Below are 24,809 nucleotides of genomic sequence, written 5' to 3' on the forward strand. Positions count from 1 at the left end.
CCGAAGTCGTCGATCCGGTCACAGTAGGGTGACGGACATGAGCACCCAGAAGGTCGCAGCCTGGTCGCACGCCGAGGAGTTCGTCGCCGCGAGCGAGCACGTCGACGAGGCCCGCCGGCGAGGTGAGGAGCTCGGCGCCGAGTCGGTCGGCAACGGCGTGGGGTCGGTGCTGCAGATGCTCGCGGCCGCCATCGGCGCCAAGGCGGTCATGGAGATCGGCACCGGCGCAGGCGCCTCCGGCCTGTGGCTGCTCGGCGGCATGCCCGCCGACGGCATCCTCACGACCATCGACCTCGACACCGAGCACCAGCGCGCCGCCCGCGAGGCGTTCGCGGCCGCGGGCATCGCCCACCAGCGCACCCGTGTCATCGCCGGGCGTGCTCTCGAGGTGCTCCCCCGCATGACCGACGCCGCCTACGACCTCGTCGTCGTCGACGCCGACAAGCAGGAGTACCCGGACTACCTCACCCAGGCCACGCGCCTGCTGCGCCCCGGTGGCACGCTCGTCATGACGTGGAGCGACAAGGAGTCCGACCCCGCCAACCGCGACACCGAGACCCGCACCCTGCGCGACGTCGGCCGTGCCATCCGCGACCACGACCAGTTCGCCGTGTCGCTGCTGCCCGTCGGCGAGGGCCTGCTCGTCGCCGTCAAGCGTTAGATCACGTATGCCGCCCGGCGGGCCGGGCGGCATACGTGATCGGTGGACCGGGCCGGGTGGATGTGGCCGGGGACGCGAAACGGCCCCCGACCTGGCGGTCAGGGGCCGTCGAACCTGGATCGGGCGAGGGGTCAGCTGACGCCGTCACAACCCTGGATCGCGTCACGCAGAGCTGCAGCCTCGTCGGGGGTCATCTCGACGACGAGCCGGCCACCGCCCTCAAGGGGCATCCGCAGCACGATGCCGCGGCCCTCCTTGACGACCTCGAGCGGGCCATCGCCGGTCCTCGGCTTCATTGCTGCCATGGTTCCCCTTCCCTAGGAATCCTCGGTCTTTGGTCCCATTATTCCGTGTCTCGTTTGCGAGACCTAATTGGGGATGTGAGAGTCCGCACGTCAGGGCCTTGCGGAGCCCGTCCCGCTTCCCCGCCGGGACGGATTGGGACAGAGTGACGCCCATGACCGAGACCGCCGACGACCGCCGTCCCGCCGAGAGCCCCGACTCCCCCACACCCCTGCTCGTCGAGGTGACCGACGGCGTCGCGTGGCTGCGGCTCAACCGGCCCGATGCCATGAACAGCCTCGACAACGCCCTCAAGGACGCCCTCGTGGCGGCGCTGCGCGAGGTCGGCGAGGACCCCGCGGTCCGCTGCGTGGTGCTGACCGGCAGCGGGCGCGCCTTCTGCGTCGGTCAGGACCTCAAGGAGCACGTGCGCAGCCTCGGCGACCCGAGCTCCACGCTCGCCACCACGGTCACCGACCACTACAACCCGATCGTCATCGCCCTGTCGACGATGAACAAGCCGGTCGTCGCGGCGCTCAACGGGGTGGCGGCCGGCGCCGGGCTCAGCTTCGCGCTCGCCTGCGACTTCCGCATCGCCTCCGACCGGGCGGGCCTCAACACCTCGTTCGCGGGGATCGCGCTCTCGTGCGACTCCGGCGCGTCGTGGTCGCTCCCCCGCCTCGTCGGGCCGGCGCGCGCCAAGGAGCTGCTGCTGATGCCGCGCACCGTCCCGGCCGACGAGGCCTTGGTGCTGGGGCTCGTGACGAGGGTCGTGCCGGCCGACGAGCTCGAGACCGCGGCCGGCGATCTTGCGCGGCAGCTCGCCGACGGCCCGACCCTGGCCTACGGTTCGATCCGGCGCGCGGTCGCCTACTCCGCGAGCGCCGACCTGGCGGACGCCCTCGCCAACGAGGCCGAGCTGATGGCCCTCACCGGGGCGAGCAACGACCACCGTGCGGCGGTCGATGCCTTCCTCGCCAAGCAGGCCCCGACCTACACCGGTACCTGACGTGGTCTGACGCGCAGGAGGGCGGTCGCACATCCGCCGGGCCATCCGTCATCGAGCACTCGGGTTGCCCCTCGGGCGGGTTCGAGCGTCGTCGGTCACGGGGGGAAGTCGCCGTTGGGCGACGGCACGTAGCGCCAGAGCACCTCGGTCCACCAGTACTGGCCCGCGACGAAGGCGAGCAGCAGCAGCACGAACCGCCACAGCAGGCGCCGCCACGTGTTGCCGCGCCGGTCGCCCCAGCCGGCGCCGAGCACGACGACGAGCAGCGGGAAGAGCGGCAGGAGGTAACGGAAGATGCTCGTGAAGGGGTCGAGCGAGGCGATGAGGTAGAAGGTGTAGCCCAGCGTCCAGGTGCGCAGGTCGGCGCCGAGGTTGCGGGCCCACGGGCCGGCGACCATGAGCAGCACGACGATCGGACCGCCGACGAGCCACGGCCCCCACGTGGCGTCCTGCAGCCGGTCGACGTAGGGCACGAACAGCTCGACCGTGTCGTAGCTGCGCCAGGCGGCCATCGTGTCGGCGTAGGCCGAGCTCGACCCGGTGCGCCACCACGCGATCGCGGGCCACAACAGCCCGGCGACGCCGCAGCCGACGAGCGAGGCGAGCATGGACGCGTACGTGCCGGTCGAGATCGGCGCCTCGCGCCGCCTGCGCCACCGCATCACCACGACCACGAGGGTCACGAGTCCCAACGGTGCCGCGATCGGCCGGGACAGGCCGGTGAGCAGCGCGACCGCGGTGGCGACGAGCCATCTCTCCCGCGAGAGCGCGTAGAGGTAGCCGACGAGCAGCAGCATCGCGAGCGACTCGGTGTAGGCGAGCTGCAGCGTGACCGAGGCCGGGAAGCTCGCCCACAGGACGACGACGAGGTATGCCGCCGGGTCGCCGATGCGCGGACGCAGCAGCAGACCCATGAGGACCGCGGCGCCGACGCCGCAGACCAGCGCGATGCTGGAGGCGACGGTCGGGAAGTCGAGACCGGTCAGCGTCATGCCGACCCGCGACAGCATCGGGAAGAGGGGGTAGAAGGCCCACGGGTTCTGGCCGACCCGGCCGGAGTCGCCGATCGGCAGCACGTCGGGGTAGCCGGTTGCGGCGATCTTGCCGTACCACTCGCCGTCCCACAGCGCGGTGAACGAGAAGAACGTGACCGGCACCCCGTCGCCGCCCGTCATGCTGCTCGGCACCTGCCGGGGCAGCACCACGAGCAGGATGGTCGTCGACACGACCCGGGCGAGCGCGTACGCGGCGAGCACCCAGCCGATGAAGACGCGTCGTGAGGTCGGGGGGCGCAGCGGGTGAACCACGGTCATGGGGTGCGTTCGTGCCCGCCGGTCGGGGCGGACGTCGCACGCGCGCCGCCCTCGTCGTCGACTCGCGTCCCGGACTCCGCGACCGGGTCCGGGGTCGGGGTCGGGCTGGGGTCGGGGTCGCGGACGGGTTCCGCGGTCCGCTCCTCGCCCGGCTCCGGTGCGGGCTCGGTGATCGGCTCGGCGGCCGCGTCGTCTGCCCGCTCCGACTCCGGGGACGCCTCGGCAGCAGCACCGTCGTTCTCAGCTCGCACGTGTGCGCCCCGCAGCACGGCGATCTCCTCGTCCTTCTCGCGCAGCTCGCGGCGCAGCCGGTCGACCACGCCGTCGACCTGGCTCATCCGGTAGCCGCGGGCACCGACGTCGAAGACGAGGTCGTCGAAGTCGGTGTCGGCGAGCGGCTCGTCGGGCAGCGGTTCGTGGCTCAGGCTCGAGCTCGCGCGCCCGAGCCCGCCGCCGGCGAGCCCGAGCAGGAGGGCGACGACGAGGCACAGGACGACGATCCCGACGAGGAGGATGAACCACTTCACGTGCGCGGCTCCTCGTAGGTGCGTATCAGTTTGACCGCCTCGTGGGGGTCGTCGGTGACGACGAGCCGGTCGACGTCGTCGGGGGTGATCATGCCGTTGTCGAGGACCGTCGTGCGCAGCCAGTCGAGCAGGCCCTGCCAGTACTCGCTGCCCATGAGCACGACGGGGAACTCGGTGACCTTCTGGGTCTGCGCCAGCGTCAGCGCCTCGAAGAGCTCGTCGAGCGTGCCGAACCCGCCGGGCAGCACGATGAACCCGCGGGAGTACTTGAGGAACATGACCTTTCGGGCGAAGAAGTAGCGGAAGTTGATGCCGAGGTCGACGTACTCGTTGAGGCCGGTCTCGAAGGGCAGCTCGATGCCGAGCCCGACCGAGGTGCCCTTCGCCTCGAACGCGCCGCGGTTCGCCGCCTCCATCGCGCCGGGGCCACCGCCGGTGATGACGGCGTAGCCCTCCTCGACGAGCAGGCGCCCGACCTCGACCCCCATGGCGTATGCCGCGTCGTCGGGTCGCGTGCGGGCGGAACCGAAGACGGCGACCGCCGGGCCGAGCTCGGACAGGGCGCCGAAGCCCTCGACGAACTCCGACTGGATGCGCATGACCCGCCACGGGTCGGCATGCAGCCAGTCGGTGCGCTGGTGGGCCTCGAGCAGGCGCTGGTCGGTGGTGGTGCGGGGCACCTTGTGACGCCGCAGGGTCACCGGGCCGGTCTGGCGGCGGTCCTCTCGCGGCTCCGCGGGCAGGCGGGGGTCGGGTTGTTCGTCGGTCACACCGACAACCCTATGCGGCGCGGCTATGCGAGCCAGCGCAGCAGCGCGGCCTCGGCGTCGGCGTACTGTCCGACGGGGCAGCGCTCGTCGTCCATGTGGGCCAGGTTGGGGTCGCCGGGGCCGTAGTTGACGGCGGGGATGCCCAGCGTCGAGAAGCGGGCGACGTCGGTCCACCCCTCCTTGGCGCTGACCGGCACGCCGAGGGCGTCGATGAAGGCCTTGGCCGCCGGCAGGAGCAGGCCGGGACGGGCGCCGTCGGCGGCATCGGTGAGCTCGACGTCGAACCCGTCGAAGACCTGGCGCACGTGGGCGAGCGCCTCGTCGGTGTTCTTGTCGGGCGCGTAGCGGTAGTTGACGGTGACGACGCACCGGTCGGGGATGACGTTGCCCGCGATGCCGCCGGAGATGCCCACGGCCTGGAGGGCCTCGTGGTAGTCGAGGCCGTCGACGGTGATGGTCTCGGCCTCGTAGGCGGAGAGGCGCGCCAGGACGGGAGCGGCGTCGTGGATCGCGTTGTGCCCCTTCCACGGGCGGGCGGAGTGCGCGGCGATGCCCTTGGTCGTGATCTCCACGCGGAGCGTGCCCTTGCAGCCCCCCTCGATGGCTCCGTTGGTCGGCTCGAGCAGCACGGCGAAGTCTCCGACCAGCAGCTCGGGAGAGGTCTGGGCGAGCCGCGCCAGGCCGTTGAACTTCCCGTCGATCTCCTCGCACTCGTAGAAGAGGAAGGTGAGGTCGCGGGCCGGCTCGGTGACCTCGGCCGCGATGCGGAGCATGACGGCGACGCCGCCCTTCATGTCGACGGTGCCGCGGCCCCACAGCACGTCGTCGACGCGGCGCGTCGGAAGGTTGGGGACGTCGGTCAGCGGCACCGTGTCGATGTGGCCCGCGAGCACGACGCGCTCCTCGCGCCCGAGGGAGGTGCGGGCGACGACGGTGTTGCCGTCGCGGGTCACCTCGAGGTGCGCGAGCGGACGCAGTGCCGCCTCGATCGCGTCGGCGAGCGCCTCCTCGTCCTGGCTGACCGACTCGATGTCGCAGATCGCCGCGGTGAGGGTCGTGACGTCGGCGCCGAGGTCGAGGACCGGGCCGGTCGCGGAGGTCTGGTCGGCGGGCAGCGGGGTCGACGGCATACGTGAGAGGCTAGCCGTCCCGTGCTGCGGGCGGGCGCCGGAGTCCGCTCCGCGGGTGCGTGTGCCGACCCGCGGCGCTGCCCCATATCCTTGCCGCCATGTCGGAGCGCAGCGCATGGGGTCACGGACTGACGACGATCACGGACGACGGGCAGGTGCTCGACACCTGGTTCCCGCAGCCCGCTCTGGGTGCGGCACCCGGTGACGCGGCGGTGCCGGAGGGGCTCGAGGCCCTGGTCGGCACCGACGAGGCCCGGCGCGTGCGCACCGAGGTGCGGCTCGTCGAGATCGACCTCGACGCCGCCCCCGCCGACGCCCCCGACGCGTACCTTCGCCTGCACCTGCTCTCGCACTGCCTCGTCGCCCCCAACACGATCAACCTCGACGGCGTCTTCGGCGCCCTGCCGAACATCGCCTGGACGAGCGCCGGCGCCTGCGCGGTCGAGGGCTTCGAGCAGACCCGGCTGCGCCTGCGGGCCCGGGGGCAGCACGTCGCGGTCTACGGCGTCGACAAGTTCCCGCGCATGACCGACTTCGTGGTCCCGCAGGGCGTGCGCATCGCCGATGCCGACCGCGTACGCCTGGGCGCCCACCTCTCTCCCGGCACCACGGTCATGCACGAGGGCTTCTGCAACTTCAACGCCGGCACCCTCGGCACGTCGATGGTCGAGGGCCGCATCGTGCAGGGCGTCGTCGTCGGCGACGGGTCCGACATCGGCGCCGGCGCGTCCATCATGGGCACGCTCTCGGGCGGCGGCACGGAACGCGTCAGCATCGGTGAGCGTTGTCTGGTCGGAGCCAACGGCGGCATCGGCATCGCTCTCGGCGACGACTGCGTCGTCGAGGCCGGGCTCTACGTGACGGCGGGGACCAAGGTGACGCTTCCCGACGGGTCCGTGGTCAAGGCCAAGGAGCTGTCGGGGTCGAGCAACATCCTGTTCCTCCGCAACAGCGTCAGCGGTGCCGTCGAGGCCCGTGACCGCAAGGGCACGGGCATCACCCTGAACGCCGCGCTGCACGCCAACGACTGAACCGACCCCCGCTCCCTTCGACCGGTTCAGACCAGAGCCGGACCACCTGAGGACCCCATGCCGACGACCCGACCGGGCCCCACCCTCGCCGAATCCCGCGGCCGCGGGTCATCGCGCGGGCAGACCCCCGCGCGCCGCCGACGCCGCTGGGTGACCCTGCTCGTCGTCGTCGCACTCGTGGGCGGAGCAGGGTGGTTCGCGGCCCGCCTGCTCATCTCCAGCGTCGTCAACCCGCAGTGCACCATCAAGGCCTCCGGCGTGACCGAGACCTTCGACCCCGACCAGACGGCCAACGCCGCGCTCATCTCGGCGCTGTCGGTGAAGCGGGACATGCCCCCGCGAGCAGCGACCATCGCGCTCACGACCGCCTTCCAGGAGTCGAAGATCCGCAACCTGCGCTACGGCGACCGCGACTCGGTCGGCCTCTTCCAGCAGCGGCCGAGCCAGGGCTGGGGCACCGAGAAGCAGATCCTCGACCCCGTCTACGCGACGAACCGGTTCTACGACGCCCTCGAGAAGTACAAGGGCTACGAGACGGCCGACATCACGAAGATCGCCCAGCGCGTTCAGAAGAGCGGCTTCCCCGAGGCCTACCGTGACCACGAGGGCCAGGGCCGCGTGCTCGCCTCGACGCTGACGGGCCACTCCCCCGCCGGACTCACCTGCCGCCTCGACGCCGTCAAGCAGTCGGTCTCCCCCTCCCGGGTGGTCGGCGACCTGTCGCAGCAGATGGGAGTCACCTCCGCGAAGGCCGGCGACGGGAAGGTCACCGTCTCGGCCGGCGACGCGACCATCGCCTGGGCGGTCGCGCACTGGTCGGTCGCCCGCGCCGAGATGTACGGCGTCACGTCCGTGTCGATCGGCGACCGCGCGTGGGACCGTGACCGCGGCGACGAGGGTTGGTCGCAGGGCACGGCCGGGACGACGGTCACCGTCACGCTCGGCTGACGGCATACCGGATCGGGCCGGTGAGGGCGGACCTCAGCCGGTGACCTTGTCGAGGTGCTGGAGCAGGTCGTGCGCCGCCAGCTCGACGTCCTTGTGCCGCCACTCCGACGCTCGGTAGACGCAGGCGATGAGCGCCGTGCGGTGGACCCGACGCAGGTCGCCGTAGACGAACGCGTAGCGCGCCTTCGTCTCGTCGTTCGCGCCCTCGGTGAGCCCGAGGTGCCACGCCGCGTACTCGTCCCAGGAGTGCTTCTCGAGGTACGCGTTCTGCGCCTCGGCCCCCGGCTGGACCTGCCCCCAGTCGCTGTCGAGGACGTACTGCCGGGCGTCGATGAGCTCGCGGCACCGGGCGACGGCCGCGTCGTTGACGAGGTACTTGGCCATCACCCCATCATGCCGATGCCCCCGTCCCTTGCGGGGCGGGGGCATCGGATGGATCCGGTCGAGCTCGACGCTCAGGCGGGGTAGCTGCGCTCGGCCTCGCCGGTGTAGATCTGGCGCGGGCGGCCGATCTTCGTCTCGGGGTCGTTCATCATCTCGCGCCACTGGGCGATCCAGCCCGGGAGGCGGCCGATGGCGAAGAGCACCGTGAACATCTTCGACTCGAAGCCCATGGCCTTGTAGATGAGGCCGGTGTAGAAGTCGACGTTCGGGTAGAGCTTGCGCTCGACGAAGTAGTCGTCGGCCAGGGCGATCTCCTCGAGGCCCTTGGCGATCTCGAGCAGCGGGTCGTTCTGGCCGAGCTTCTCGAGGATGTCGTCGGCGGCCTTCTTGATGATCGCGGCGCGCGGGTCGTAGTTCTTGTAGACGCGGTGCCCGAAGCCCATGAGGCGGACACCGTCCTCCTTGTTCTTGACCTTCTCCATGAACTTCTTCGGGTCGTCGCCCGACTCGTGGAGCTTGCCGAGCATCTCGAGGACGGCCTGGTTGGCGCCGCCGTGGAGCGGGCCCGACAGGGCGTGGATGCCGGCCGAGACCGAGTTGAAGAGGTTCGCGTGGGCCGAGCCGACCAGGCGCACCGTCGAGGTGGAGCAGTTCTGCTCGTGGTCGGCGTGCAGGATGAAGAGCAGGTCCAGGGCCTTGGCGACGGTCGGGTCGACCTCGTAGGGCTCCACGGGGTAGCCGAACGTCATGCGCAGGAAGTTCTCGACGAACGACAGCGAGTTGTCGGGGTACATGTACGGCTGGCCGACGCTCTTCTTGTGCGCCATCGCCGCGATGGTCGGCAGCTTCGCGAGGAGGCGGACGGTCGAGATCTCGACCTGCTCCTGGTCGAAGGGGTCGAGGCTGTCCTGGTAGAACGTGCCGAGCGCCGAGACGGCCGAGCTGAGCACGGGCATCGGGTGCGCGTCGCGCGGGAAGCCGTTGAAGAAGGCGCGGAGGTCCTCGTGCAGCATCGTGTGCCGGCGGATCGAGTCCTCGAAGCGCGTCAGCTCCTCGGGGGTCGGCAGCTCGCCGTAGATGAGCAGGTAGGCGACCTCGACGAACGTCGACTTCTCGGCCAGCTCCGCGATGGGGTAGCCGCGGTAGCGCAGGATGCCCTGGTCGCCGTCGATGTAGGTGATCGCGCTCTTGCACGATGCGGTGTTGACGAAGCCGACGTCGTAGGTGACGAGGCCGGTCTCCTTCAGCAGGGACCCCACACCGAGCCCGTCGTTGCCCTCCACGGCGTCGACGCCCGGGAACGTGAGTTCCTTGTCTGCGACCTTGAGTGTCGCGTCCACTGCCTTCGTCACTGTTCCTCGCCTCCTGTCACTCCGGCCCAAAGTCGCCGGACGTATCCGCGAGCGACGTTACCCCAGCGTGCTCCGCCCTGAGAAAACAGGTCCATCCACGGACGTGCGCCCGGCGACGCGTGGTGACATGGGTCACGCTCGGTGTCAGAGGCGCTCGCAGGCGGCGGCGATGCGCTCGTCGGTGGCGGTCAGCGCGATGCGCACGTGGCGGGCGCCGGCGGCGCCGTAGAACGACCCGGGCGCCACGAGGATGCCGCGGTCGGCGAACTCGGAAACCGTTGTCCAGCAGTCCTCTTCGCGGGTCGCCCACAGGTAGAGGCCTGCCTCGGAGTGGTCGACGCGCAGTCCCGCGCGGGTCACTGCCGCGAGCAGCTGCTCGCGCCTGCGGGCGTATGCCGTCCGCTGCGTCTCGACGTGCGCGTCGTCGCGGAGCGCCACCGCCATCGCGTGCTGCACCGGTGTGGGCATGATCATGCCCGCGTGCTTGCGCACCTCGAGGACGGTGCCGATGATCGCGGGGTCACCGGCGACGAAGGCCGCCCGGTAGCCGGCGAGGTTGGACTGCTTCGACAGGGAGTAGACCGCCAGCAGACCCGTGTGGTCGCCGCCGCAGACGTCGGGGTGCAGGATGCTCGGCGTCGAGGTGCCGAACTGGCCCTCGCGCCAGTCGAGCTCGGCGTAGCACTCGTCGCTCGCGACCACGACGCCGTGCTCGCGGGCCCACTCGACGACCTTGCGCAGGTGCTCGACGCCGAGCACCTGGCCGTTGGGATTGCCGGGGCTGTTGAGCCACAGGAGCTTCGGGGTCGTCGCCGCCGTGAGCGGCCCGAGGCTCGTCAACGACTGCGCGACGACAGCAGTGGCGCCGGCGATGCGCGCCCCGATGTCGTAGGTGGGGTAGGCGACGGCCGGGATGCCGACGACGTCTCCGGCGCGCAGGCCGAGGAGGGTCGGCAGCCAGGCGACGAGCTCCTTGCTGCCGATGGTCGGCAGCACGCCGTCGGTGCCGAGCCCCGTGACGCCCCGTCGGCGCGCGAACCACTCGACGACGGCCTCGCGCACATCGGTGGTGCCGATGGTCAGCGGGTAGCCGGGGGCGTCGGCCGCCTCGGCCAGCGCCCGGCGTACGACCTCGGGGGTCGGGTCGACCGGGGTGCCGACGGACAGGTCGACGATGCCCCCCGGATGCGCGACCGCTCGCGCCTTGTAGGGCGCGAGCGAGTCCCAGGGGAAGTCAGGAAGGTCGAGCCCGCGCACGGACCCGCCGGCGAGCGTCACTCGTCGTGCTCCTGCGGGGGCAGGGCCTCGATGAGCGGGTGGTCCTTGTCGATGACGCCGAGCTTCGCCGCGCCTCCGGGGCTGCCGAGGTCGTTGAAGAACTCGACGTTGGCGTTGTAGTAGTCGGCCCACTGCTCGGGAACGTCGTCCTCGTAGTAGATCGCCTCGACGGGGCACACGGGCTCGCAGGCGCCGCAGTCCACGCACTCGTCGGGGTGGATGTAGAGCGACCGCTTGCCCTCGTAGATGCAGTCGACCGGACACTCCTCGATGCAGGCACGGTCCTTCAGGTCGACGCAAGGCTGGGCGATGACGTAGGTCATGGGGAGCGGGACCTCCTGTGGAGCGTTCGGGAGCAGTTGCTGCACCGCCTAGTATGCCGGACATGAACGGCGAGCCCACGCACGGCCCCACCGATGAGACCAACTCCGACACGGGCCCGCGGACAGACTCTCCGACGGACTCTGGGAGGGGCTCTGGGAGGGACTCGGGGACGAGCGTTGCCGCCGGCACCGACACCCCCGGACACCGCCTCACCGCCGGCCTGACCATCGGCAACCGCGTCGTCCTGCGCTACCGCCTCGAGGAGGGTGAGGGTGCAGCCGCGACCGACTTCGTCGGCGAGCTCGTCGCCCGCAACACCGACTTCCTCGTCGTCGACACGAAGACCGAGCGCGTGAAGCTCATCCGCGCCGACGTGCTCGCCGCCAAGGACGTGCCGCCGCCCGCGAGCCGCGCCGGCAGGCCGCACGAGCGCGTGTCGGCCGACGACCTCGAGAAGCTCATGGCCAAGGGCTGGCAGGCGGTCGACCGCGGCGGCGTCGGCGACTGGGTGCTGCGCGCCTCGGGCGGCTTCACCGGGCGGGCCAACTCGGTGCTCGTCGTCGGCGACCCCAGCCTGCCGGTCGAGCGGGCCATCGACTTCGCCGAGAAGTGGTACGCCGACCGTGAGCGACCCGCGATCTTCCAGGTGCACGGCGAGACCGGCTTCGACGCCACCGAGCAGCCCACCGTCGCAGCGCTGCTCGAGCGCGGCTACGTGGTCGGCGGCGGCCACGACAACTGGCAGCGCGTGCTCGTCATGACCGGGCTCTCCGCCGCGGTCCCCCCGCTGACCGAGCAGTCCGCCCCGGTCACGGCAGACGCGCAGCTGCAGCTCGACTGGCTGACCGCGTACGGCGAGCAGCGCTCGATCGTGCCCGGCGCGACCGAGGCCGTGCTCACCGGCAGCGACGGCCAGCTCTTCCTCTCGGTCCGCGACCCGGACACGAACACGATCATCGGCCTGGCGCGCCTCGCGATCCACCCCGGTTGGGCGGGGATCTTCGGCCTGTGGGTGCACCCCGACCACCGGCGTACGGGCCTCGCCACCACGATCGTGTCGGCGGCCGCCATGGTGGCGCGCGAGAACAACATGCCGGCCATGTACCTCCAGGTCTCGGAGGACAACGCAGCGGGCGTCGCGTTCTGGCGCGACCTCGGCTTCACCGTGCACCACGAGTACACCTACGTGGCCAAGCCGTCGGCCTGACGTCAGCAGGGCCGGTCACGGCCCGTCACGGAGGCGTGGCGGCCGGGTTGGTGCAGACGACCTCGTCCTCCGGGATGTAGTGCGTGCGGACCGACTCGCTCTTCACGAGCGCCGTCGTGCCGTGGCGGAACCACTGCCGCGTGACCGTCACGTCGAAGCCGGGGTTCGGCTGCTGGGGGTAGCACTTCAGGCTGTCGCTGCGGATCGTCTTGGGCGGCACGACGTTTCGCCGCGGCCCCTTGACCGACTTGATGTCCCACGTCTTCGTGCTCCAGACACGTCCGTGGACGTAGCCACCCTCGACCCAGGTCTGCAGGAGCATCCCGAAGGGCGTGTCGTTCTTCCACTTGTTGTCGACGGTCGGCCAGTACACCGTCGCCTCGCGCCCCTCGGGGTAGCGCGGGATGAAGAAGGCGTGCGCGGTGAACTCCTGGATGTCGGCCCCGGCGAAGTAGGCCATGTTGTAGATCACCGTCGAGACCTGGCTGATGCCACCTCCCGTGCCACGCGTCAACCGGCCGTTGATGATGACGGTGCCGTCGGCGTACCCCTTGTCGGTGGTCCGCTCGCCGAGGATCCCGTTGAGGCTGAAGGTGCCGCCCGGCGGCACGTACGTGCCGTTGATGCGCTTCGTCGCCACGACGAGGTTGTTCGTGCGGGTCGTGTCGCTGGTCGGGAACGGGCTCTTGAAGTCGACGACCAGCGTCGTGACACCGGCCTTCTGGGCGTCCTCCGTCGTGAACGGCGGCCGCGCGACGGACGGGCTGACGTCGACGGTGCGGTTGGTGCCGGAGATGGCGGCGACGACCCGCTTGCCGACGGCGTCCGCATCGAGCGCCAGGCCGTCCACCGACGGGACCAGGCGCGGCTTGCCGTTGGCCGCCTCGAAGACCCAGCGCGCGCTGCTCGCGGCCTTGGTCGTGGCCCGCACCTTCGTCGACACGAGCTTCGTCAGGGCGGGCTCGTCGAAGGCCGGCTCGAGCCCGCCGGCGCCGTCGGGCACCACGGACACCATCGAGGCGTACTCCGCCGGTGCGAGCACGGCCCGGGTGGATCCGCTGACGAGGGTCAGCGGCCGTGACATCGCGGTGCTGCCGAACTGGTCGGCGGCCTGCTGGACGGTCTCGGCGCTGACCTGGGGGTCGGTCTCACGGACCGCCGCGGTCGCCTCCGTCGACTCGGGGAACGCCTTGCGCAGGGCGAGCTTGGTGGCCGCGATGTCCAGGGTGCGCCCGGGCACCGGCAGGTCCACCGCGACCGCGCCGCCGGGGAAGGTCACGCGCCCCTCGACCGGTGCCACGGCCACACCGGGCGCCAGCTTCTCGAGGTAGGCGGTGAGGCGGTCGTCGTCGGCGCTCGTGAGCAGCGGCGCCTCCACCGACCCGGTCAGCTTTTCCCAGACGCGCCGCGGGTCGAGCGTGAAACCGGTGAGCCCGTCGAGGGACCGGTCCGCGTCGACGCTCAGCCCGGCGTCGCGCGGCACCACCTGGACGGGCTCGGCGCGGCCGGGCACGGTCAGCGCGATCGGTGTCGCGAGCAGGGAGCGCGATCCCTTGTCGATGGCCGCCCGGGCGGTTTCGGGCGTCATGCCCCCGACCTGGATGCCGCCCACCGACACCGCCGACGGCACGTGCTGCGACGACCACGTGCACAGCCCGGCGTAGCCGCCGCCCAGCACGACGAGGGCGACGACGAGACGTAGCGCCGTGGACCGTCGCTCGCTGCGATCGTCACGGCTCGGCACGTACGGGTCGTCGGACATCGGCTCTCCGGTCGGTGGATCGGGTGCCACGAAGGTAACGCCCCGGGTCCGACATTTCGGCGAGGCGCGTCCCCGAGTTTCCCCCGTGACGCGATCGTTGCCGCCGATCGGTGGTGACCACGCGTTCTCTCGATTGCGAGCGGTTGCGAGGGTCGGTGACGGCGCGTTCTCTCGATCGGAGTCTCGTCCTCCAGGCCCGATCGAGAGAACGCCGCGTCACGTGCCCGCGTTACGACGCGTTCTCTCGATCGGGCTGGGCGAGGAGGTCGGTGCCTCGCCGGCCGGTGGGCTGCCAGGTGAGCGGGTCGACCTGACGGAAGCCCTCGCGGCCCGTCGTGCGCACCGCGATGAAGTTCGAGAGGGCGTGCACGTCCTCGCTCGCCACGACCACCTGGGTGGGGTGCGCCCTCAGGGCGTGGTTCTTCACGGCGCGGGCCGCGTCGTCCCGCACGACGTGGGTCACGGTGTCATCGTCGACGACCGAGGGCGGGAACGGGTCGTCCGCCGCGGGCACGACGAGCGCCGGCGCAGCCGGCCCTCCGTCGCCTGCCACTCCCCCGAGACCGGGCTCGTGCCACCACGCGGAGGTGTCCAGCAGCGCCGGGTCGGCCGACGCCAGCCACGCGCGGTCCTCACGTGCCCACCCGAGGGGCGTGACGATCTCGTAGGTGCGGGCCGGAAGCTCGGACGCGTCGAGCAGCTGCAGGGCGCGTCGGGTGACGCGGTGGGTCTGGACGTGGTCCGGGTGGCCGTAGCCGCCGTGCTCGTCGTACGTGACGACGACGTCGGGACGCAGCCGTCGCAGCACGTCGGCCACGAGCGCGCCGGCCTCGTCGAGGTCGGCGGCCGCGAAGGCGTCCGTGCGGGCGGCCGCCGGCGACCCGGCCATGCCGGAGTCGCGGTAGCGCGAGAGCCGCCCGTCCGACGGGTCGCACGCTTCGGCGCCGAGGACGTGCATCGACGCGCCGATGCGCGACAGGGCCTGCGTCAGCTCGCCGTGCCGGTAGGGCCCGAGGGCGTCGGACGGGTCCCCCTCGAGGTGCGCGAGGGCCGGCGGGATGACCTCGCCCTCCTCGCCGAGGGTGCACGTCAGCACGTGCACGTCGTCGCCGCGCGCGACGTGGTGGGCCATGGTGACGCCGCACGTCAGGGTCTCGTCGTCGGGGTGGGCGTGGACGAAGAGCAGGCGCGGCACGGGTGTCCTCTCGGTCGGTCGGTTCGGCGCGGTCCGCCGGTCAGCGCACCGACACGGTGGCGAGGTCGACGATGCCGCCGACGGCGTGGTCCTCGTAGGACCGGACGCCCGCCCCGTGCAGGTAGAGGGCCTTGGTCGCGGACAGCGCGATGTAGCCGACCTGGCTGCGGATCGTGCTGTCGGCCTGCTCCCACACCTTGGCCCGGGCCTTGGGGTCGGCCGTCACGTCGGCCTTGTCGATGAGCGCGTTCACGGGATCGCTCGAGAAGTAGCCGACGTCCTGGCCGGGGCCGGAGGAGTCGATGTTGATGCGCGAGTCGAACAGGGCCGGAAGCACTCCGCCCGCGGACGGCCAGTCGGGGGTCCACACGCCACGGAAGAGGTCGTAGGAGCCCACCGAGGTGGGCTTCTCGATCTCCTCGTAGTACTCCTCGGGTGCCACGCCCTTGAGCTCGACCTCGAAGCCCGCACGCTCCCACCCGGCGACCAGGGCGGCATACGCCTTGTCGGCCAGCACCGAGCGCGCGTAGACGAGGCGCAGCTTCACGGGCAGCTTGACGCCGGCCTGCTGGAGCATCCGGCGGGCCGCCTCGGGGTCGCCCTCGACGCCGGTGCCGGCCTGCGGCTTCACCGACTCGGGGTAGACCGCCGGCGACAGGACCGACCAGGTCGGCGTGCCAGCACCCTCGCCGCCCGTCGCCGTGACGTAGGTGGCGCGGTTGGTCGAGGCCGCGAGCGCCTTGCGCACGGCCGGGTCTGCCAACGCCTTGCTGCGCATGTTGAGAGCGAGGTAGTCGACGTTGCCCGTGTAGGGGAAGGTGAGCCGGGCCTGGAGGTCGGTGCCGGCCTGGTTGCGCAGCGTCGGGCTCGCCTGCACCCACGAGACGGCGTACGCGTCGTCGGCCTGCTGGTTGAGCAGCCGCTGGATGACAGCCGACTCGCCGAGCCCCGAGGACACCTGGATCTCGTCGGGGTAGGCCTGCCGGATCGGGTCGGTGCGGGGGTCCCAGTGCTCGTTGCGCACGAACGTGCCGCCCTTGCCGACGACCCACGGCGCCTCGAGGCGGTACGGCCCGCTCGACATGACGGCATACGACGCCTTGTCGGTCTTCGTGTCGGCCGACGCCTTGCGCGGGGCGAACTCGGGCAGCGCGACGATGTGCGGGAAGTCCGGCTCGGCGTCGCGCAGCCTGAAGGTGACGGTGCGCCCCTTGCACGAGACGGCGCGGTCGAAGTCGGCCTGGTGGGCGGTGTCCGACGGGCCGGCGTACACGGGCTTCTCGAGGCCCTCGGCGGTGACCCGCGTGGGCATGTCGAGCAGGTAGCTGGCGTAGTTGGTGCCGCCGACGTGGGTGCGCCGGTCGAAGGTGCGGGCCACGCCGTGGCGCACGTCGTCGCAGGTGATCGGCGAGCCGTCCTGCCACTGCAGGCCCTCACGGAGGGTGAAGCTCCACGAGCGCGCGCCGTCGGACGGCGTGCCCGCGTCGGTCGCGAGGTCCCCCTGCACCTCGCGCTGCTGCGTCCCGGTGCCGTATGCCGTGAGGCCCCTGACGAAGGTGCGCTGGGCGAAGAACGCCTCGGGGCCGACGTACATCAGCTGCGGGTCCCACGTCGCGATCGTGCCGGCGACGAGGACCTGCAGGGTGCCGCCGGGCTGCCCGCCCGTCGACGCCGACGAACCGGACGCGGCCGCCGGGCCGGGCGGGACGACGCTCTGCGCCGACGTGTCGCCCGTGCCCGAGCACGCCGTGGCACCGGCTGCCAGGAGGGCAGCGCCGAGCCCGACGGCCAGTGACCTCCTCAGCCCGCGTCCCACGGCGCGCACCGGTCGGTCAGCCCTCGGCCTTCGCCGCCGACCGCGCGCGGGAGGCGGTGCGAGCACGCTCGCCGGCGTCGAGGACGACCTTGCGGATGCGGACGGTCTCGGGCGTCACCTCGACGCACTCGTCCTCGCGGCAGAACTCGAGGCTCTGCTCGAGGCTGAGCTTGCGCGGCGGGACGATCTTCTCGAAGTTGTCGGAGGAGGAGGCGCGCACGTTGGTGAGCTTCTTCTCCTTCGTGATGTTGACGTCCATGTCGTCGGCGCGGGAGTTCTCGCCGACGATCATGCCCTCGTAGACCTCGGTCGTGGGCTCGACGAAGAGGACGCCGCGCTCCTGGAGGTTGACCATGGCGTACGAGGTGACGACACCGGTGCGGTCGGAGACCAGCGAGCCGCTCGTGCGGGTCGTGATGGTGCCGAACCACGGCTCGTAGTCCTCGAACACGTGGTGCGCGATGCCGGTGCCGCGCGTCTCGGTGAGGAACTCGGTGCGGAAGCCGATGAGGCCACGGCTGGGCACGAGGAACTCCATGCGGATCCAGCCGGTGCCGTGGTTGGTCATCTGCTCCATGCGGCCCTTGCGGGCGGCCATGATCTGGGTGATCGCGCCGAGGAACTCCTCGGGGGTGTCGATGGTGAGGCGCTCGACGGGCTCGTGGACCTTGCCGTCGACCTCGCGCGTGACGACCTGCGGCTTGCCGACGGTCAGCTCGTAGCCCTCGCGGCGCATCTGCTCGACCAGGATGGCGAGCGCGAGCTCGCCACGGCCCTGGACCTCCCAGGCGTCGGGGCGCTCGGTCGGCAGGATGCGCAGCGACACGTTGCCGATGAGCTCCTTGTCGAGGCGGTCCTTGACCATGCGCGCCGTGACCTTCGAGCCGCGCACCTTGCCGACCATCGGGCTGGTGTTCGTGCCGATGGTCATCGAGATGGCCGGCTCGTCCACCGTGATGAGCGGCAGCGGGATCGGGTTCTCGGCGTCGGCCAGGGTCTCGCCGATGGTGATCTCCGGGATGCCGGCGACGGCGATGATGTCGCCCGGACCGGCCTCCTCGGCGGGCTTGCGCTCGAGGGCCTCGGTCATGAGCAGCTCGGTGATCTTCACGCGCTGCTGCGAGCCGTCGTGGCGGCACCACGTGACCTGCTGGCCCTTGCGGATGGTGCCGTTGTGCACGCGCAGGAGGGCGAGGCGGCCCAGGAAGTTCGACGCGTCGAGGTTGGTGACGTGCGCCTGCAGCGGGGCCTCGTCGTCGTAGGTCGGCGCCGGGATGGTCTCGAGGATCGTCTCGAAGAGGGCCTCGAGGTCCTCGCCGTCCGGCAGGCCGCCGTTCTCGGGACGCTCGGTCGACGCGCGGCCGGCCTTAGCGGAGGCGTAGACGATCGGGAAGTCGATCTGCTCCTCGGTGGCATCGAGGTCGAGGAAGAGCTCGTAGGCCTCGTCGACGACCTCGGCGATGCGCGAGTCGGGGCGGTCGACCTTGTTGATGCAGAGGATGACCGGCATCTTCGCGGCGAGCGCCTTGCGCAGCACGAAGCGGGTCTGCGGGAGCGGGCCCTCGGAAGCGTCGACGAGGAGCACGACGCCGTCGACCATCGACAGGCCGCGCTCGACCTCGCCACCGAAGTCGGCGTGGCCGGGGGTGTCGATGATGTTGATGGTGACGCCGTCGGCGAGACCGCGGTCGGAGGCCGCCTTGCCCGTGTAGTGGATCGCGGTGTTCTTCGCGAGGATCGTGATGCCCTTCTCACGCTCGAGGTCACCGGAGTCCATCGCGCGCTCGTCGACGTGCTGGTGCTCGCCGAACGCGCCGGCCTGCCAGAGCATCTTGTCGACGAGGGTGGTCTTGCCGTGGTCGACGTGGGCGACGATGGCGACGTTGCGGATGTCCGCGCGGGTCTTCATGGGCATGGGGAACAGTCTCTCAGGGTTTCGGGGGTGGTCCTGACCACGGCGGGGGCGGTCACGGTGATGCGCGAGGGGCGTCAGGTGCTGCTGGTGCGGGCGAGCACGGCCTCGAGCTGCTCGACGATGGGCAGGTCGGCGGGCAGCCACGCCACGGCGCGCAGGTCGTCGAGCCCCAGCCACCGCAGCTCGTCGTGGTCCTCGATGGGCGCGGGGGTGCCCTCGACGACCTCGGCGAGCCACACCAGCATCTCGTAGCGCTCGCCCAGCGGCCAGGTGCTGCCCGGGAGGGGTCCCGGCAGGTGGGCTCCGAGCCGGACGCGTACGCCGAGCTCCTCGAGCACCTCGCGGTGCAGGGCCGCGAGGGGCGACTCGCCGTCGTCGACCTTGCCACCGGGCAGCTCCCAGCCCCCGGCGAGCGCTGTCGGCTCGGTGCGTCGGGCGGAGAGCAGCCGGGTGGGCCGCACGAGGTCGTCGACGATGGCGGCCCCGACGACGAGGCGCACGGGCTGGCGGGCGGTGGTGCTCATGCTGCTCATTGCGACGTCGATGGTGCCACACGGAGCAGCCGCAGCACGCCGCACGCGTCTGCCGTCACGTGAGGAGGGTTTACTGGTGCGCATGCGGCCCGCTGTCGAGGACCCTCCCGCGGGGCCACCGGAGGAGCTGCTCGCGCGATGGTCCGCCCGGCCGGACGGCGCCGTGGTGCGCGGGTGGATGGGCCGCGTGTGGCCCGTCGTCGGACCGGCGGGTGAGCGCTGGGTGGTCAAGGTCACGGACGCCCACCACCCGGCGACCTCCGAGGGCCCTGCCCTGCGCGCCTGGGCCGCCGCGCACGCGCGGGCCCGGGCACGGGTCGTGCGGCTCGTCGACGAGCACCGGGGCGCGCTCCTTCTCGAACGGCTCGGTCCCACGCCGCTCAGCGGGCTGCCGGGCATCGACGAGGCCGACGCCGTATTGGCCCGGTGCCTCGCTGACCTGGCACACGTCGCCGCACCGGATGGCACCCCACTGCTGGCCGACGAGCTCGACCGGATCGCCGCAGCGATCGTCGAGCACCGCTTCGACGCCCCGGAGGTGGGCGCCGGGCAGGTCGAGCAGGCCCTGGACACCCTGGCGGCGACCGGAGCCGACCTGAGGCGCTTGCCGACCGAGGGCCACGAGCTGCTGCACTTCGACCTGCACTACGACAACGTGCTGGCCGGACCGCGCGGGAGCGGGCGACCCTGGGTCGTCATCGATCCGCTTCCCCGCGCCGGGACGCGTGAGGTCGAGGTCGTCGCGGCCCTCCGCAACCGCTTCGCGGACGCGGTGGCGACCGGCGACCCCAGCGCGCACCTGCGCCGTCGCCTCGACCGGCTGGCCGAGGCCGGCGGGCTCGACCGCGCCCTCGCGCAGGCCCTGACGCAGGCCGTGGCAGTCGACAACGTGCTCTGGCTCGCCCGCCGGGATCCCGACCACTTCCTGCTGCCCGCGTACCGCGTCCTCGCGCAGTGGTGATCGGCGCGGCATGGCTCGCGCCGGTGAGCTCGGCCCGGCACACGGCATACGTCAGGGGTTTACTGGGGGCATGACACGACTGCTCACCGACGAGGAGATCGAGCGACAGCTCGGCGACCTGCCCGGCTGGACGCGTGACGGCGACACGATCCGGGCCTCCTACGAGGCTCCGGCGTTCCTCACGGGGATCGCCCTGGTGCAGGAGGTGGGCGCTGCCGCCGAGGCGATGGACCACCACCCCGACATCGACATCCGCTGGCGCACCGTGCGCTTCGCGCTCTCGACGCACTCGGAGGGCGGCCTGACGCAGCTCGACATCGAGCTGGCCCACCAGATCAGCCAGGAGGCCGCGCGCCGGGGCGCGACCGCGTCGTAACTTAGGATTGCCTCATGCGACCGCACTCACGCTCCGGCTCGCGCGCCGAGTCACGGGAGGGCCATAGTCCCTGGCCGGACCCCGTCCGGCCGTCCTCGCCCCACCACCTGCTCGTCCGGGTGGTGATCGCATGAGCACCGCCCTCGGCATCGGCCTGGGCATCCTGCTGATCCTCGCCCTCACCGCGGCGACCGGCTACTTCGTGGCGCAGGAGTTCGCCTACGTCGCCGTCGACCGCAACGCCCTCAAGCAGCTCGCCGACGAGGGTGACGCGGCGGCCGAGCGCGCGATGCGCGTCACGTCGCAGCTGTCGTTCACCCTGTCGGCCGCGCAGTTCGGCATCACCGTGACGGCCCTGCTCGTCGGCTACGTGTCCGAGCCGCTCGTCGGCGAGGGGCTCGCCGAGCTGCTCGACCCCGACATGTCGTATGCCGCCCGGCTGAGCCTCTCGGTCACCGCCGTCCTCGTCTTCTCGACCGTCGTGCAGATGGTCTTCGGCGAGCTCGCGCCCAAGAACCTCGCCATCGCGCGCACCGTGCCCCTCGCCCGGGCCCTCAGCCGCTCGACACTCGTCTACCTCAAGGTGTCGGGCCCCGTCGTCCGCCTCTTCGACCGCGCGTCGACGAGCCTGCTGCGCAAGGTGGGCATCGAGCCCGTCGAGGAGCTCGAGCACGGCGCCACCGCCGAGGACCTCACGCGGATCATCGACGAGTCGCACGCCGGCGGTCTGCTCGACGACGACCTCTCGGAGGTGCTCGAGGGCGGGCTGCGCTTCCGGGAGCTCGATGCCGGCGACGTCATGACCCCTCGCGTACGCGTCACGACCGTACGCGCGGACGCGACGGTGGCGCACCTCGTCGAGCTGCTCGACACCGGCTGGTCCCGCTTCCCGGTCACCGGGCGCGACGGTGACGACATCGTCGGCGTGGCCGGCATCGCCGAGGTGCTCTCGGTCGAGCCGTCGCGACGCGCCACGACCACCGTCGGCTCCGTCGTCTCCGACCCGACCGTCGTGCCGACGAGCGCCCCGCTCCCCCGCGTTCTGGAGCAGATCCGCGCCGACCACCGGCAGCTGGCCGTCGTCGTCGACGAGCACGGCGGCTTCGCCGGCATCGTCACCTTCGAGGACATCGCCGAGGAGGTCGTCGGCGACATCCTCGACGAGGACGACGCTCCGCAGCCGGGCGTCGTCGAGACCGGTCCCGACACGTGGGTGGTGCCCGGGCACCTGCGCCTCGACGAGCTCGAGACCGCCAGCGAGCTGGCGCTGACGAGCAGCGACGAGTACTCCACGCTCAGCGGCCTGATCCTCGAGCACCTCGGACGCACGGCCGTCCTCGGCGACGTGGTCGTCGTCGAGGCGAAGCGCGACGTCGTCGCGGATCACCGCCACGACCTCGTCGAAGCCGTCGACCACGAACCACGCTCTGCCGCAGGCGATCTCGGAGACGCCGAGGCGCGCCTCGACGGCGCGGGCGACCGCGACGGCGACGGCGACCGCGACGACAGACGTGGCGATGCGCGCGACGACGAGCGCGACGACGAGGAGCCCCGGCGCCTGCGGGTCTCCGTGCGCCTCACGGTCGCGGCGGTCGAGCGGCACGTGCCCTCGTCGGTGCGGGTCGAGGTGCTCGACCTCATGTCCGACCTCGAGGCCCTCGACGCCGACCTCGCCGCGGAGGACACCGAGCCGAACGCGCCGGCCGACGAGCGGTCGGAGGCCGGCCGATGATCACCGCCCTCCTCGTCTCGCTGCTCCTGCTGGTGCTCAACGCCTTCTTCGTCGCGGCCGAGTTCGCCATCGTCGCGAGCAAGCGCCACCGGCTCGAGGACCTCGCCGAACGCGGCAGCGTCGCCGCTCGGGCCGCCGTGAGGGCAAACCGCGAGCTGTCGCTCATGCTCGCCGGGGCCCAGCTCGGCATCACGCTCTGCACGCTCGGCCTCGGCTCGCTCGCCAAGCCCGCCGTCGCCGAGCTGCTGACCCCGGTGTTCACGTTCGCACGCGTCCCCGACGCGGCGGCCTACGTGGTCTCGGTCGTGCTTGCGGTGGGCATCGTCGTCTTCCTTCACATGGTCGTCGGCGAGATGGCTCCCAAGTCGTGGGCCATCGCCCACCCCGAGCGCTCGGCAGTGATGCTGGCACTGCCCTTCCGCGGCTTCGCGTGGGTCGCGCGGCCGGCCCTCAGCCTGCTCAACGCCATGGCCAACGGGTGCCTGCGCCTCGTGGGGGTCACCCCCCAGGACGAGCTCGGCCAGGTGCACGGGCCCAAGGAGCTGCAGCTGCTCATCGCCAGCTCGAAGGAGCACGGCATGCTCGCCGAGCCGGAGCACCGCGTGCTCGCCGGCGCGCTCGACCTCGACACGACCCCGCTCACCGAGGTCCTCGTTCCGATGAGCCAGGCGGTCGGTGTGCCGACGACCGCCAGCTGCGCGGAGGCCGAGGCCGTCTCGCGCGACACGGGCCGATCGCGGCTCGTCGTGCGCGAGGGTGGCACGCCGGTCGGCCTCGCCCACGTGCGCGACATCCTGCGCGCGTCGGCGCACGCCCCCGTCACCACCGTGACGGTGCCCGCCCTGCACGTCGACCAGGGACTGTCGCTGCTCGACACCGTGTCGCTGATGCGGGCCGCGCACGCCCAGCTCGTCATCGTCGACGGGCCTTCGGGGCCGGTCGGCCTCGTCACGATGGAGGACCTCCTCGAACGCGTCCTCGGCACGTTCGAGGACGAGACCGACATGTCCGCCGACGCCTAGCCACCGGCGTAGGCGGACACACGAGGACACTCCCCGACAGACCACTGCCGGGTCGCACGCGCGACCCTGCGGCGGGCAATCTTCCGGCTGCGCGGGCCAGATCGCCGGAAGATATCCACCGCGTCACGATTCGGCCACGTCGGTTGCTGCCCGTGCCGAGCCGTTGAAAGATGGGGCGCGCGGTCGTGGGGGACGGTAGGTTGCGGCTGCACATCAGCATGTTGGCGGCCGACCGGTCCCCGGCACCGATCACGACCCGGAGGTGACGGCACGTGAGCACTCCGCTGGAGACCGAACCCGGAGCCGCGACGGCGGCACCAGAGTCGGTGCTCGTGGGCGAGAAGCGGATCGAGGGTCGCTCGCTCGGCCAGATCGCGTGGGCGCGACTCAAGCGCGACAAGGTCGCGCTCGGGGGCGGGTTCTTCGTCCTCTTCCTCATCCTGGTCGCCGTCTTCGCACCCTTCATCGTCGGCGTGCTCGGCCACGACCCCAACGAGTTCCACCAAGAGCTCGTCGACCCCGACCTGCAGGTTCCGACGGCGCGGTTCGGGGGTGTCTCGTGGGACTTCCTCTTCGGCGTCGAGCCGGTCAACGGCCGCGACCTGTTCAGCCGGGTGCTCTACGGCTCGCAGATCTCGCTCCTGATCGCCTTCCTCGCCACCTTGCTCTCGGTCGTCATCGGCACCGCCATGGGCGTCATCGCCGGCTTCGTCGGTGGTGCGGTGGACGGCCTGATCAGCCGCCTCATGGACATCTTCCTGGCGTTCCCGCTCATCGTGTTCGCGCTCGCCCTCGTCGGTGTCATCCCCGACGCGGCGTTCGGCCTCCGGGGAGACGCGCTGCGCATCGCCGTCATCGTCTTCATCATCGGCTTCTTCAACTGGCCCTACATCGGGCGCATCGTCCGCGGCCAGACGCTGTCGCTGCGCGAGCGCGAATTCGTCGACGCGGCCCGCAGCATGGGAGCTCGCACTCCCTACATCCTGGTCAAGGAGCTGCTGCCCAACCTCGTCGCGCCGATCCTCGTCTACGCGACCCTGCTCATTCCGAGCAACATCCTCTTCGAGGCGGCTCTGTCCTACCTCGGAGTCGGTGTGCAGCCGCCCCGTGCCACATGGGGAGGCATGCTCGCCGACGCGGCGCGCTGGTACCAGGTCGACCCCTGGTTCATGCTCCCGCCAGGCCTGGCCATCTTCGTGACGGTTCTCGCCTTCAACCTGTTCGGGGACGGCTTGCGTGACGCCCTCGACCCACGGTCCCGGTAACCTCCGCGACCCGCAC

The 24,809-nt window shown here is 71.6% G+C and carries 24 protein-coding genes; 10 read left to right on the top strand and 14 right to left on the bottom strand.

The window, feature by feature from the left end; translation table 11 throughout:
• Positions 1-37: 37 nt before the first annotated feature.
• Positions 38-661, top strand: coding sequence for an O-methyltransferase (locus ACXR8F_RS01695; RefSeq protein WP_045192006.1), 624 nt, complete (start codon positions 38-40; stop codon positions 659-661).
• A 131-nt stretch (positions 662-792) separates the two neighbouring features.
• Here the strand turns inward: ACXR8F_RS01695 and ACXR8F_RS01700 are convergent, their stop codons facing one another.
• A complete protein-coding gene (locus tag ACXR8F_RS01700; RefSeq protein WP_076262632.1) occupies positions 793-966 on the bottom strand; it encodes a DUF3117 domain-containing protein in 174 nt (57 codons plus the stop codon).
• A 152-nt stretch (positions 967-1,118) separates the two neighbouring features.
• Here ACXR8F_RS01700 and ACXR8F_RS01705 point away from each other — a divergent pair, with 152 nt between their 5' ends.
• Positions 1,119-1,952, top strand: coding sequence for an enoyl-CoA hydratase/isomerase family protein (locus tag ACXR8F_RS01705; protein WP_458798503.1), 834 nt, complete (start codon positions 1,119-1,121; stop codon positions 1,950-1,952).
• Between the two features lie 95 nt (positions 1,953-2,047).
• Here the strand turns inward: ACXR8F_RS01705 and ACXR8F_RS01710 are convergent, their stop codons facing one another.
• From ACXR8F_RS01710 to dapE, 4 genes are read right to left on the bottom strand one after another with little or no spacing between them, the layout of a single operon-like run.
• Positions 2,048-3,265, bottom strand: a complete 1,218-nt coding sequence (locus tag ACXR8F_RS01710) for a hypothetical protein (RefSeq protein WP_458798504.1) — start codon at positions 3,263-3,265, stop codon at positions 2,048-2,050.
• Entirely contained in the window at positions 3,262-3,792 is a 531-nt protein-coding gene (locus ACXR8F_RS01715; RefSeq protein WP_458798505.1) for a cell division protein DivIVA, read from the bottom strand. The genes ACXR8F_RS01710 and ACXR8F_RS01715 overlap by 4 nt, the downstream gene beginning before the upstream one ends.
• The gene (locus tag ACXR8F_RS01720) at positions 3,789-4,562 is read right to left on the bottom strand and encodes an LOG family protein (protein WP_045191823.1); all 774 of its coding nucleotides are present in this window, start codon (positions 4,560-4,562) and stop codon (positions 3,789-3,791) included. Before ACXR8F_RS01720 ends, ACXR8F_RS01715 begins: the two co-directional genes overlap by 4 nt.
• Positions 4,563-4,585: 23 nt before the next feature.
• Positions 4,586-5,692 carry a succinyl-diaminopimelate desuccinylase gene (gene dapE, locus ACXR8F_RS01725; protein ID WP_458798506.1) on the bottom strand — a complete coding sequence of 369 codons (1,107 nt, stop codon included), beginning with the start codon at positions 5,690-5,692 and terminating at the stop codon, positions 4,586-4,588.
• 98 nt (positions 5,693-5,790) lie between these two features.
• On the opposite strand from dapE, the gene dapD reads away from it, so the two are divergent.
• Together dapD and ACXR8F_RS01735 are read left to right on the top strand one after the other, a co-directional pair.
• Positions 5,791-6,723, top strand: coding sequence for a 2,3,4,5-tetrahydropyridine-2,6-dicarboxylate N-succinyltransferase (gene dapD / locus ACXR8F_RS01730; protein WP_045191826.1), 933 nt, complete (start codon positions 5,791-5,793; stop codon positions 6,721-6,723).
• A gap of 57 nt (positions 6,724-6,780) precedes the next feature.
• A complete protein-coding gene (locus ACXR8F_RS01735) occupies positions 6,781-7,671 on the top strand; it encodes a hypothetical protein (protein ID WP_458798507.1) in 891 nt (296 codons plus the stop codon).
• Between the two features lie 33 nt (positions 7,672-7,704).
• Here the strand turns inward: ACXR8F_RS01735 and ACXR8F_RS01740 are convergent, their stop codons facing one another.
• The 4 genes from ACXR8F_RS01740 to fdxA form a co-directional block, all read right to left on the bottom strand.
• The gene (locus ACXR8F_RS01740; protein WP_045191827.1) at positions 7,705-8,055 is read right to left on the bottom strand and encodes a hypothetical protein; all 351 of its coding nucleotides are present in this window, start codon (positions 8,053-8,055) and stop codon (positions 7,705-7,707) included.
• A 71-nt stretch (positions 8,056-8,126) separates the two neighbouring features.
• Entirely contained in the window at positions 8,127-9,407 is a 1,281-nt protein-coding gene (locus ACXR8F_RS01745; RefSeq protein ID WP_082080999.1) for a citrate synthase, read from the bottom strand.
• 144 nt (positions 9,408-9,551) lie between these two features.
• A complete protein-coding gene (dapC, locus tag ACXR8F_RS01750) occupies positions 9,552-10,685 on the bottom strand; it encodes a succinyldiaminopimelate transaminase (protein ID WP_458798508.1) in 1,134 nt (377 codons plus the stop codon).
• Entirely contained in the window at positions 10,682-11,008 is a 327-nt protein-coding gene (fdxA, locus tag ACXR8F_RS01755; RefSeq protein WP_020143133.1) for a ferredoxin, read from the bottom strand. Before fdxA ends, dapC begins: the two co-directional genes overlap by 4 nt.
• Positions 11,009-11,070: 62 nt before the next feature.
• Between fdxA and ACXR8F_RS01760 the strand changes: the two genes are divergently transcribed.
• Complete coding sequence (locus ACXR8F_RS01760; RefSeq protein ID WP_458798509.1) at positions 11,071-12,216, top strand: GNAT family N-acetyltransferase; 1,146 nt, start codon at positions 11,071-11,073, stop codon at positions 12,214-12,216.
• A 25-nt stretch (positions 12,217-12,241) separates the two neighbouring features.
• Here ACXR8F_RS01760 and ACXR8F_RS01765 read toward each other — a convergent pair whose 3' ends face one another.
• The 5 genes from ACXR8F_RS01765 to ACXR8F_RS01785 form a co-directional block, all read right to left on the bottom strand.
• On the bottom strand, positions 12,242-13,978 hold the full coding sequence (locus ACXR8F_RS01765; protein WP_458798510.1) for a VanW family protein: 1,737 nt from the start codon (positions 13,976-13,978) through the stop codon (positions 12,242-12,244).
• A gap of 229 nt (positions 13,979-14,207) precedes the next feature.
• Positions 14,208-15,173, bottom strand: a complete 966-nt coding sequence (gene mshB / locus ACXR8F_RS01770; RefSeq protein ID WP_458798511.1) for an N-acetyl-1-D-myo-inositol-2-amino-2-deoxy-alpha-D-glucopyranoside deacetylase — start codon at positions 15,171-15,173, stop codon at positions 14,208-14,210.
• A gap of 40 nt (positions 15,174-15,213) precedes the next feature.
• Positions 15,214-16,989, bottom strand: a complete 1,776-nt coding sequence (locus ACXR8F_RS01775; protein ID WP_458798512.1) for an ABC transporter substrate-binding protein — start codon at positions 16,987-16,989, stop codon at positions 15,214-15,216.
• A gap of 16 nt (positions 16,990-17,005) precedes the next feature.
• A complete protein-coding gene (gene typA / locus ACXR8F_RS01780) occupies positions 17,006-18,904 on the bottom strand; it encodes a translational GTPase TypA (RefSeq protein WP_045191833.1) in 1,899 nt (632 codons plus the stop codon).
• Positions 18,905-18,978: 74 nt separating this feature from the next.
• Positions 18,979-19,428 carry a (deoxy)nucleoside triphosphate pyrophosphohydrolase gene (locus ACXR8F_RS01785; protein ID WP_458798513.1) on the bottom strand — a complete coding sequence of 150 codons (450 nt, stop codon included), beginning with the start codon at positions 19,426-19,428 and terminating at the stop codon, positions 18,979-18,981.
• Between the two features lie 91 nt (positions 19,429-19,519).
• Here ACXR8F_RS01785 and ACXR8F_RS01790 point away from each other — a divergent pair, with 91 nt between their 5' ends.
• The 5 genes from ACXR8F_RS01790 (at position 19,520) to ACXR8F_RS01810 (ending at position 24,793) form a co-directional block, all read left to right on the top strand.
• Complete coding sequence (locus ACXR8F_RS01790; protein WP_458798514.1) at positions 19,520-20,398, top strand: aminoglycoside phosphotransferase family protein; 879 nt, start codon at positions 19,520-19,522, stop codon at positions 20,396-20,398.
• 70 nt (positions 20,399-20,468) lie between these two features.
• Positions 20,469-20,774, top strand: coding sequence for a 4a-hydroxytetrahydrobiopterin dehydratase (locus tag ACXR8F_RS01795; RefSeq protein ID WP_458798515.1), 306 nt, complete (start codon positions 20,469-20,471; stop codon positions 20,772-20,774).
• A gap of 130 nt (positions 20,775-20,904) precedes the next feature.
• A complete protein-coding gene (locus ACXR8F_RS01800; RefSeq protein WP_458798516.1) occupies positions 20,905-22,506 on the top strand; it encodes a hemolysin family protein in 1,602 nt (533 codons plus the stop codon).
• Positions 22,503-23,528 carry a hemolysin family protein gene (locus ACXR8F_RS01805; protein WP_458798517.1) on the top strand — a complete coding sequence of 342 codons (1,026 nt, stop codon included), beginning with the start codon at positions 22,503-22,505 and terminating at the stop codon, positions 23,526-23,528. The genes ACXR8F_RS01800 and ACXR8F_RS01805 overlap by 4 nt, the downstream gene beginning before the upstream one ends.
• A gap of 272 nt (positions 23,529-23,800) precedes the next feature.
• Positions 23,801-24,793 carry an ABC transporter permease gene (locus ACXR8F_RS01810; RefSeq protein WP_458798518.1) on the top strand — a complete coding sequence of 331 codons (993 nt, stop codon included), beginning with the start codon at positions 23,801-23,803 and terminating at the stop codon, positions 24,791-24,793.
• The last annotated feature ends 16 nt before the right edge of the window (positions 24,794-24,809 follow it).

Source organism: Terrabacter sp. AAH1 (assembly GCF_054456855.1).